At 69.6% G+C, this 9,570-nt stretch carries 9 protein-coding genes; 2 read left to right on the top strand and 7 right to left on the bottom strand.

Going from position 1 to position 9,570, the window contains the following annotated elements:
• Positions 1-972, bottom strand: a 972-nt coding sequence (locus Q1K70_RS19125) for a cation:proton antiporter (protein ID WP_300163243.1), incomplete at its 3' end; no start/stop codon positions are given.
• Between the two features lie 157 nt (positions 973-1,129).
• Entirely contained in the window at positions 1,130-1,612 is a 483-nt protein-coding gene (locus Q1K70_RS19120; protein WP_300163240.1) for a MarR family winged helix-turn-helix transcriptional regulator, read from the bottom strand.
• A 186-nt stretch (positions 1,613-1,798) separates the two neighbouring features.
• On the opposite strand from Q1K70_RS19120, the gene Q1K70_RS19115 reads away from it, so the two are divergent.
• A complete protein-coding gene (locus tag Q1K70_RS19115; RefSeq protein WP_300163237.1) occupies positions 1,799-3,523 on the top strand; it encodes a cation:proton antiporter in 1,725 nt (574 codons plus the stop codon).
• On the opposite strand, the gene Q1K70_RS19110 is transcribed toward Q1K70_RS19115, so the two are convergent.
• The 4 genes from Q1K70_RS19110 to Q1K70_RS19095 form a co-directional block, all read right to left on the bottom strand.
• Positions 3,520-5,001, bottom strand: a complete 1,482-nt coding sequence (locus Q1K70_RS19110) for an MFS transporter (RefSeq protein ID WP_300163234.1) — start codon at positions 4,999-5,001, stop codon at positions 3,520-3,522. The genes Q1K70_RS19115 and Q1K70_RS19110 overlap by 4 nt on opposite strands.
• A 69-nt stretch (positions 5,002-5,070) precedes the next feature.
• Entirely contained in the window at positions 5,071-6,663 is a 1,593-nt protein-coding gene (locus Q1K70_RS19105; RefSeq protein WP_366521739.1) for a class I SAM-dependent methyltransferase, read from the bottom strand.
• Between the two features lie 256 nt (positions 6,664-6,919).
• Positions 6,920-8,113, bottom strand: a complete 1,194-nt coding sequence (locus Q1K70_RS19100) for a pyridoxal phosphate-dependent aminotransferase (RefSeq protein ID WP_300163228.1) — start codon at positions 8,111-8,113, stop codon at positions 6,920-6,922.
• A 22-nt stretch (positions 8,114-8,135) separates the two neighbouring features.
• Positions 8,136-8,504: a glutaredoxin domain-containing protein gene (locus Q1K70_RS19095; protein ID WP_300163226.1), complete on the bottom strand. Its 369-nt coding sequence runs from the start codon at positions 8,502-8,504 to the stop codon at positions 8,136-8,138.
• A gap of 111 nt (positions 8,505-8,615) precedes the next feature.
• Between Q1K70_RS19095 and Q1K70_RS19090 the strand changes: the two genes are divergently transcribed.
• On the top strand, positions 8,616-9,065 hold the full coding sequence (locus Q1K70_RS19090) for a metal-dependent hydrolase (protein WP_300163224.1): 450 nt from the start codon (positions 8,616-8,618) through the stop codon (positions 9,063-9,065).
• Between the two features lie 5 nt (positions 9,066-9,070).
• Here the strand turns inward: Q1K70_RS19090 and Q1K70_RS19085 are convergent, their stop codons facing one another.
• Entirely contained in the window at positions 9,071-9,298 is a 228-nt protein-coding gene (locus Q1K70_RS19085; protein WP_300163246.1) for a hypothetical protein, read from the bottom strand.
• Between the last annotated feature and the right edge of the window lie 272 nt (positions 9,299-9,570).

Here is a 9,570-nt window from a genome sequence, read left to right as displayed (position 1 = left end):
GGTGCGCGTGGGATAGCCGAGGATGCGCGTGGCCGCGCCGGCCATGACCGCCTTGACGACGAGCAGCAGGGCCGTGGCGGCAAGGATCTGCCAGACGTGTTCCAGCGCAGAGCCGACATTTAAAAGCATGCCGATGGAGATGAAGAAAAGCGAGGTGAAGACGTCCTTGAACGGCAGAACCACCTCGTGCAGGTGCTCGCGGTAGTCCGAGCCGGAAAGGAGCAGTCCGGCCAGGAACGCGCCGAGCGAGAGCGACAGGCCGATGGAGGCGGTGAGCAGGCTGACGGCCAGGCAGATGCCGAGGGCCGTCAGCAGGAAGAGCTCGCGGCTGCGCGTGCGCACGATGGCGAGCAGCAGGCGCGGCATGAGTTTGCGCGAGAGCACCACGAGCAAAACGAGTACGAGCGCGCCCTTGCCCACGGTGAAGATGATGGAGTTGGTGAAGCCGAAGGTGCGGCCGGCCAGCAGCGGCACGGCGAGCGTCATGGGCACGGCGAGCAGATCCTGGAAGATGAGGATGCCGAGGCTCACCCGGCCGTGGGGGGCTTCCATCTCGGCGCGTTCCTGAAGCGTGGTCAGCACGATGGCCGTGCTCGACAGGGCGGCGAGCATGCCGAGCAGGACGCTGGAGCCGCCGGAAAAATGCAGCGCGAAAAGCGGCAGCGTGAAGAAAAAAGCCCAGGTGAGAAGCATCTGCGCCGTGCCGCCATAGAAAACCGGTCGCTTGAGGCGCGACAGGTCGGACAGGGACAGCTCCAGGCCGATGGTGAAAAGGAGCAGGATGACGCCGATTTCCGAGAGGATCTCGACGTCGTGGGCCGAACGCACGAGGCCCAGGCCATAGGGGCCGCAGACCACGCCCGTGAGCAGCAAGCCCACCAGGGCCGGAATCTTCAGGCGGTGGCAGACCAGGATGACGCCGACGGCCAGTCCGAAGATGATCGTGACGTCGGGAAGAAGCGGTATATCCATGCGCCCATCATGACAAAATTGGAAGGTTTTGAAAAGGGCGGGCCCTGGCCCGGCGTGTGCCGTCATCCGGGAGCCGCGTCGGCATTGTCGCGGGGAAAAGGGCGATCGCGCGATTTCCCGAGGGCCGACGGCGGCGGGGTCGGAACCCGCGCGAGGGCTACGGCTTGATGTCGGCCCGGGCGGATTCCATGCAGTGGCGCAGCACCTCCAGGGAGGAGAGCACGGCCTCGCGCCGGTCCGGCTCGACCCGGTCGAGCATGGCCTGGAAAAGGGCCACCATGAAGGTACGGATGTCCTCGCGCATGCGCTTGCCGGCCGGGGTCAGGGAAAGCAGCGTCACCCGGGCGTCGGCCGGGTCGGGATGCTTTTCGATGAGTCCCTGACGCAACAGGCCCGTGGTCACGGCCGTCACCCGGCTCTTGGTGACGCCGAGCCGGCGGCCCAGTTCGCCCGGAGCCAGGTAGCGACTTTCGCCCAGGGCCAGCACGGCCCGAAGCGCCGCCGGCGGCAGGCCGAAGCGTTCGCTTTGCAGGGCGATGCGGGCCTGGCAGCAGGAGAACAGGTTCTCCACGGAGTCCTGGAGGCGGGTGGCCTGGCGTTTGAAGGTATCGGCCTCGGGGTCCGGCAGCGCGGCATCCATGAGGAAATGTTACGGGAGGGAGCCGGGGGCTGTCAATGCGGCCGGGGCCACGGCGGCGGGTTGCCCGGCGATGTTCCTTGCTGTAAGAACATTACATGCAAAATAGGTTCACATTTTCGTACCGGAAAGCGTCCCGCGACGCCGCCCAGAAGCGCGGCCCCGTCGGCGTCGCCGGGAGGCCGCGCCGTGAATCATGAAATCTCCCTCATCCTGACCCTGACCGGCGGCCTGCTGGCGGCGCTGGCCCTGGGCCTGGCCGCCCAACGGCTGCGCCTGTCGCCCATCGTCGGCTACCTGCTGGCCGGATTCGTCATCGGTCCCTTCACCCCGGGTTTCGTGGCCGACGGCGAGATCGCCAACCAGTTCGCGGAAATCGGCGTGATCCTGCTCATGTTCGGCGTGGGGCTCCATTTTCACCTGAAGGACCTCATGGCCGTGCGCGGCGTGGCCGTTCCCGGGGCCATCGCCCAGATCGCGGCCTCGGCCGCCCTGGGGGCCTGGGCCTCCCACGCCCTGGGCTGGAGCTGGTCGGCGGGCATCGTCTTCGGCACGGCCATTTCCGTGGCCAGCACCGTGGTGCTGACCCGGGTGCTGGCCGACAACCGGGCCCTGCACACGCCCACCGGCCACATCGCGGTGGGTTGGCTCATCGTGGAGGACCTGTTCACCATCCTGGCGCTCATCCTTCTGCCGGTCTTCTACGGCCCGTCCGGGGTGGGCGGACCGGGGCTCGGCCTGACGCTCGGGCTGGCCATGCTCAAGCTGGCGGGACTCGTGGCCGTGACGGCCGTGGCCGGGCGGTGGCTATTGCCGCGCTTTTTCGGCCACGTGGCCCGCACGGGCTCGCGGGAGCTCTTCACGTTGGCCGTTTTGGCCGTGGCCCTGGGGCTGGCCGTGGGCGCGGCCGTGGTCTTCGGCGCGTCCATGGCCCTTGGCGCGTTCCTGGCCGGCATGATCGTGGGCCAGTCGGAGTTCGGGGCCAGGGCGGCCTCGGACGCCCTGCCCATGCGCGACGCCTTCGCCGTGCTTTTTTTCGTGTCCGTGGGCATGCTGCTCGATCCCACGAGCGTGGTCTCCGGCTGGCGGCTGGAACTGGCCACGCTCGCCATCGTGCTGCTCGGCAAGCCTCTGGCCGCCCTGGCCGTGGTGCTGATCCTGCGACGGCCGCTCGCCGTGGCTCTGGCCGTGGCCGCGGCCCTGTCGCAGATCGGCGAATTCTCCTTCATCCTGGCCTCCATGGCCGTCGGCCTCGGCGTGCTGCCCAAGGAGGCCTTCAACGCCCTGGTGGTGGCCTCGGTGGTCTCCATCGTCATCAACCCTTGGCTCTACAAGGGCGTGGCTCCCCTGGTCGGCTGGCTGCGACGACTGGGCTGGGCTCGGAAGGCGTCGGGCGAGGCCGGGGAGGCGATCGCCGTCGACGCCTCTGCCCACCGGGCCGTGGTCGTGGGCTACGGACCGGTGGGGCGCACGTTGTGCCGCATCCTGCGCGACAACGGCATCGAGCCGGTGGTGGTGGAGATGAACATCGAGACCGTGCAGGAGCTGCGCGCCGCCGGGCTGCCGGCCGTGCACGGCGACGCCGTCAGCCGGGAGATATTGCTGCATGCGGGCATCGAGGAGGCCGAGAGCCTGCTCGTCACGGCCTCGGGGCTGGACGCACGGTCCATCGCGGCCGCCGCCTTGGAGTTGGCCCCGTCCATACGGGTCATCAGCCGGGCCGGTTATCTTCGCGAGGCCGACGCCCTGCGCAAGGCCGGGGTCGCGGCCGTCTTTTCCTGTGAGGGCGAGGTGGCCCTGTCCATGACGACTTGGCTGATGCACGCCCTGGGGGCCACGGACGAGCAGATCGACCGGGAACGCGAGCGCGTGCGCCGGGAACTGTTCGAGAGGCCGGCCGGCGCGGCGGCCTAGGCTCCTTTTTTCCCCCCGGCGCAGCCCCTGCCGGCGGCCCGGCGCTTGGACTCGATGCGCCAGGCCACGGCGGCCAGCACAATGGCCAGGGCGAGCACCCCGGCCAGCCAGCGGAACACCCCGGCCACGCCGGCGGCCAGGGCCTCGGGCGCGGCGTTGGCGAAATCCGCCCGGGCTCCCGTGTGCCCAGAGGCCAGCACCAGCGAACTGAAGATCGCGCCGACCAGCGGCAAGCCCGTGGACTGGCCGAACACCCGGGCGTAGTTGGCCAGGCCCGAACCCACGCCCAGGCGGTGGGGCGGCATCTCGCCCATGATGGTGGAGTTGTTGGGGGCCTGGAAGATGCCGATGCCAAGGCCCACGGGCAGCGTGCGCAGCAGGTAGCCCCACCAGGGCGTATGCGCGGAAAGCGTCCCCAGGGCCAGGCAGCCCGTCCACAAGACCACCAGCCCCAGCATGCAGATGCCCCGCGAGCCGTAGCGGTCGGCCAGGGAGCCGGAGACCGGCGCGGTCAGGGCCATGGAGGCCGGCAGGATCATCATGAGCAGGCCCATCTCGGTCACGGACCGGCCCTGGGCCGACTGGAAGAAGAACGGCATGATGAATCCGCTCGACCCGGTGACGAAGACCAGCACGGCCATGCAAAGGGGCAGCGTGACCAGCGGATTGGCGAAAAGCGACAGGTCGAGCATGGGCTGGGGGCTGCGCCGCTCGATGGCCACGAAGGCGGCCAGTCCGGCCAGGGACAGGCCGAGCAGCCACAGTCCCTCGGGATCGGCGAAGCCGCCGCGCTGGATGCAGGTCATGCCCAGGCAGTAGGCCCCGAGCGTCAGACTCGCCGCCGTCGCGCCCGGCAGGTCGAAGCGTTCGCCCGACCGTACGGGCGGCAGGGCGGGCATGCGGCTGACGACGCTGCACAGCGCGGCCAATCCCACCGGCACGTTGAGCAGGAAAAGCGACCGCCAGCCGAAAAGCCCGATGAGAATGCCGCCGAGCGGAGGCCCGATCATGAGCCCCATGGCCACCGTCGCGCCGATGAATCCCAGCGCCCGGCCGCGCCCCGAAGGCGGCGCGATCTGCGTGACGATGGCCATGCCGAGCGCCTGCGTCATGGCCGCGCCCACGCCCTGGAAGGCCCGGAAGGCGATGAGCCAGGAGACGGAAGGAGCCAGGCCGCAGCACAGGGAGGCGATGAGGAACATGACCAGGCCGGCCAGGAAGATGCGTTTCTTGTCGCGCATGTCGCCAAGGCGCGACACCAGGAGCAGAAGACTCGCAATGACGAGCACGTAGCTCAGGATGACCCACTGGATGGCGGCGAAGTCGGTGTGCAGGGCTTCGACCAGGGTGGGCAGGGCCACGTTGACGATGCTCATGTCCAGGGTGGCCATGAAGACCATGAGGTTGACCCCGAGCATGGCCACGGCCGGGGACGTGGTCCGCACTTCCGATGCGGAGCCGGGGAAAGACTGCTTCATAGGGAACGTTCGTCCTTGGCGGTGCGGTCCGGTCCCCATACGCCATCGGACGGCGGGGGGGAAGGGGCGTCAGGGCCGGTCGGGAAGCCGGCGATGGTCCAGGTCGCCGTGGGTCACGGCGGCGAAGAGCCACTGGGTGACGGCGGCGAGCGACGCCGCGTCGGCGCGGCGGAAGAGGGCATGGCGGGAAAGCGCCGCCTCCATGGCCGCCGGCAGGCCGCCGCCCTCGGGCAGGCCCAGGTAGGCGGCGAAAGCCGCCAGCTTCTGGCCGACGAGGTTCACCCCCCGGTCGATGAGCAGGGCCAGGGGAATGTCGCAGGAAAGCTGCCATTCCAGGTCGATGTAGCGGATGTCGCCGGTTTTGGGGTGGCGCAGGACGTTGCCCGGATGGGCGTCGAGGAGCTTGCCCGGCAGCCAGCGGTCGCCTTCGAGCCCCGCGTAAGCCTCCCGGCCCAGGCGTTCGCGGCAGAAGGCGGAAAAGCTCCGGGCGGACTCCGGCGTGCCCGGCCGGGACCGCGCCGCCGCCTGATCCATCCAGGCCGCAAGCAGCCGGGCGGCCAGCGCCATGTCCCCGTCCTCCACGGCGTTGACGATCCCTTCGAGAAAGCTCTCGTAGCCGCGATGATAGGCCTCCTTGGCCTTGACGTGCTGGCGGCCGGAGACGAAGGCCGCCGGCGGCAGGCCGTGGAGATTGGTCCGCGTAACTTCCACGCCGCCGGGGACGGCGATGAAGCGCGTCATGGTCTGGAAAAGCGGCGGGCAGGAGTCGGCGTTGACGGCCACGGCCAGGGTGGCCTCGTTGGCGGCCAGAAGCGGCGCGTCGTCGGTGGCCGCCGCCAGGACGAGAAAGGAGTTCATGAGGTGGCCGGCCGCGCCGCCGGCCAGGGCCGAGCGCAGCAGCGCCCGCTCGTTGAAGGCCGGCACGGCCTTGCCGCCGGGATCGGGCGTGGGCAGCTCGAGCAGGGGCAGGACGTTGAACCCGGGAGTCGCCAGCGCCCGTTCGGACACGACGCTGTCGGGCGTCTTGTAGTCCGGCGAGGGGAAGTGCCAGCGCTGGGCCGGAAAGCCGGCCCGGGCCAGCAGGGCGGAAAGGGCCGGCCGGTCGAAGGTGCGCGCCCCGCCCGGGCCGGGATAGCCGTTTACGCCGTGGTAGGGGCGGCCGGTGTGGTCCTCGGGCAGGCCGGCCAGGTACTTGTGCCCCATGCGGTTCTCGATGGCCAGGATCAGGCCGCCGCCGGGCTTGAGGTAGCGCCGGGCCTCGGCCAGCAGGCGCTCGTGGGGGCGCGGGCCGTCCACGAAGGCGGCGGCGTATTCGAGCACGCCGATCAGGGTGACGAGGTCGAAGCGGCCCTCATAGGGCAGGCCCACGGCGTTGGCGGCCACGATTTCGAGGTTTTGCGCCCGGCGGCAGCGGGCGGCGATGACGGCGGCGCGCTCGGGCGAACCCTCCACCGCGGTCACGGCATGGGGCAGGGAGGCGAGGTGGGCGGTCAGCGCGCCGCAGCCGGCCCCGAGCTCCAGGATGCGGCCGCCCGGACCGCAGTCGATCCAGGAGAGCAGCGTCTTGCGGCGCGGGGTCAGATGGTAGCGGATGGCCCAGGACGCGTCGCGGGGATACAGCTCGTACTCGTCCACGGCGTGTTCGCTGAAAAAACGCAGCAAATACGCCTCCGCACCATCCCGATACCCGATGGTCCCCTGCCCCACGCGCACGTCCATAGGATGCCTCCGGCGGCCAGGAGGGGCGTCGCCCCTCCTGGACCTCCCCACCGGGGGGAATGATCCCCCCCGGTCCCCCCCGAATGGGCTATGCCGCCCGCGCGGGAGCGCAACCCCCTTTGAAAATTTTTTGGGGGTGGGTGGGGGTGTGGGGGAGGGGACCCCCTTTTTCCAAAAAGGGGGTCCCCTCCCCCACTCTTCACTTCTTCCTCTTCTCCGCCTCCGCCGCCAGCCAGGCGGCGAGGCGGTCGCAGCCGGCTTCGATGTCGGCTTCCTCGCCGCCGCAGGACAGGCGCAGGCTTTTTTCGCCGCCCGGGCCGAAGCTGTCGCCCGGGATGGTGATGACCTGGGCTTCGCGGATGAGCCGCGTGGCCACTTCCATGGGGGACAGCGGCAGGTCGTAGCGGGCCATGGCGTAGAAGGCCCCGGCCGAGCGGTTGAAGGAGACGGCGGGGCCCATGGCGGAAAGGCGCTTGGCCAGGAGGTTTCGCCTGGCGGCCAGGGCCGAGACGAAGCCATGGTAGATGCCTTGGGGGCCGGTCAGCGAGGCCAGGGCGGCGATTTGCGCCGGGGTGGGGGCGCAGATGGCGGTGCAGTCGTGGACCTTGAGCATCTGCGCCATGATGGGCTCCGGGGCGAAGGCGAAGCCGACCCGCCAGCCGGTCAGGGCGTAGCGCTTGGAAAAGCTGCCCACGGCCACCAGTCGCGGCCGCAGCTCCGGCAGGCCGGCCAGGGAGAAGGCCGGCGCGTCGTAGGACAGCGCGTCGTAGGTGTCGTCGCAGATGAGGCACAGGTCGTGACGCAGGGCGATCTCGGCCACGGCCAGGAGGTCTTTCTCGGCGAAGACCGCGCCTGTGGGGTTGTGGGGGGAATTTATGATGATGGCCCGGGTGCGCGGCGTGACGGCGGCGGCCACGGCGTCGGGGTCGAGGCTCCAGTCGGCGCGCCTCAGGGGCGCGAAGACCGGCACGCCCTCGGCGAGCAGCACCTGCTCCACGTGGGAGGGGTAGAAGGGCTCGGGCACGATGACTTCGTCGCCGCGTTCGCACAGGCACAGGACGGCGCACAAAAGCGCCTCCATGCCGCCCACGGTGATGGCGATCTCGGTTTCCGGATTGGCGGACAGGCCCTTTTCGGAGGCCAGGCGCTCGGCCACGGCCCAGCGCAGCTCGGGCATGCCGGGCTGGAGCGAGTACTTGCCCGCGGCCGGCGAATCGCGAAGGGCCCGGCACACGGCCTCGACCACGTGGGCCGGCGTGCCAAAGGAGGGCACGCCCTGGCCGAGGGAGACGCAGTCGCTCACGCCGGCGGCCAGCATGGGCATGAGTTTGGTGGCCGAGATCTTGATGTTTCGGGCGCGGGTGGAAAAGGGGGGGGCGTCGGAGACGGCCATGGGGAAAGTCCTTTTGCGGCGGCTACTGCTTGCCGAAGACCATTTTGGGCTGGGCCGGGGCCGCCTTGCCGCCGGCGGAGAGGGCCTTCTCGAATTCGGCCACGGAATAGCCCGGGATGACCGCGTCGCCGATGACGACCAGGGGCACGCCGCGCTGGCCGAACTTCTGGTAGCGCATGTTGGCGACCGGGTCTTTCTCGATGTCGAAGGCGGTGTAGGCGATGCCCTTGGAGTCGAAATAGGCCTTGGTCTTGGTGCAATACGGGCACCAGCTGGTGACGAAGATTTCCACCTTGGGCGGCCCGGCCAGGGCGGGAGCCTGCGGGGCGAGCAGCGCGGCCAGGAGGGCCAGGGTCACAACGAGGGCGGTCGGGAAAAATTTGGCGGGCATTTGGGGTCCGGGGTTGGGTGTTGCGTTTGCCGTGGTGGTAGCGGCGGCCGCGAACGGCGTCAAGCGGGGCCGCCTTGCCAGGGCCTGTCCGTGGATGCTAGGAGCCGCCCCATGCCGGGCTTCAAGACGCACATCGCCGGCGCGGCGGCGGTCACCGCCGGGGCGCTTGGCGGCACGTACTGGCTCGGCGTCTACCGCCCGAGCTTCGAAACCATGGTCTGCCTGGGGCTTTTCTCCATCCTGGGCGGACTGTTTCCCGACGTGGACACCGACTCCAAGGGCCGGCGCTTTTTCTACGGCGCGGCCCTGGTGGTGGACGGCGTGCTGATCTTTCGGGAGCAATACCGTTACGCGGCCGTGCTCGGGTTCTGCGCCCTGCTGCCGGCCATCGGCTCCCACCGGGGTTGGACCCATTCCTGGTGGGCGGCTCTGCTCATCCCCTGCTCCGTGCTGCTCGCGCCCATGCTGCTGCTCGGCCTGCCCTGGAAGCCCTTTTTCCCCTACTACCTGGCCACGGTGCTGGGCTACTTCTCCCATCTGCTGCTGGACCGCAAATTTTAGCGCCTTCAGTGCCTTTGGGCCAGGAGAACCCTGGCCCTGTCCGCGGCCTCGCCCATGAAGTCCCCCACGGCGGCGTCGATGCGCGCCATGGTTTCGGGCGGCACGGTCATGTCGCACATGATGTGGCGGGTGACGCCCTCGCACGCGTCGGCCAGGGGGCAGGCGCGCACCGTCCGGGCCAGGGCCGCGTCCCGGGCCATGCGCCAGGAGAATTCCTCGGGCTCCATGAGCACGGCGTCCAGACGCCCCTTGGGCGGCTGACCGAAGCATCGTCGTTGATCGCCACGATCAATCGGTCCCCTTGAGCCCGGGCCTGTTCAAGGTAGGTCACATGCCCAGCGTGAAGGATGTCGAAGCAGCCATTGGTGAACACGATCTTCTCGTTGTGCGCCCGGGCATCATCGATGGCCAGCAACAGCTGATCGAGACTCAGAACACCGCGCTCGGAACCTTCCTCGCGCTGGATCGCCCGACGCAGCTCCGGTGCACTGATGGCCGCCGTCCC

The organism is Solidesulfovibrio sp., from assembly GCF_029978005.1.
In the GTDB taxonomy this organism is placed as follows: domain Bacteria; phylum Desulfobacterota; class Desulfovibrionia; order Desulfovibrionales; family Desulfovibrionaceae; genus Solidesulfovibrio.
This window is presented reverse-complemented; position numbering and strand designations above follow the sequence as displayed.

What these genes read in the sequence shown, in the direction of transcription:
- Q1K70_RS19090 (WP_300163224.1), top strand. Translation starts at nt 8,616, where the DNA reads ATGCCGGGCTTCAAGACGCACATCGCCGGCGCGGCGGCGGTCACCGCC.
- Q1K70_RS19095 (WP_300163226.1), bottom strand. Translation starts at nt 8,504, where the DNA reads ATGCCCGCCAAATTTTTCCCGACCGCCCTCGTTGTGACCCTGGCCCTC.
- Q1K70_RS19120 (WP_300163240.1), bottom strand. Translation starts at nt 1,612, where the DNA reads ATGGATGCCGCGCTGCCGGACCCCGAGGCCGATACCTTCAAACGCCAG.
- Q1K70_RS19100 (WP_300163228.1), bottom strand. Translation starts at nt 8,113, where the DNA reads ATGGCCGTCTCCGACGCCCCCCCCTTTTCCACCCGCGCCCGAAACATC.
- Q1K70_RS19110 (WP_300163234.1), bottom strand. Translation starts at nt 5,001, where the DNA reads ATGAAGCAGTCTTTCCCCGGCTCCGCATCGGAAGTGCGGACCACGTCC.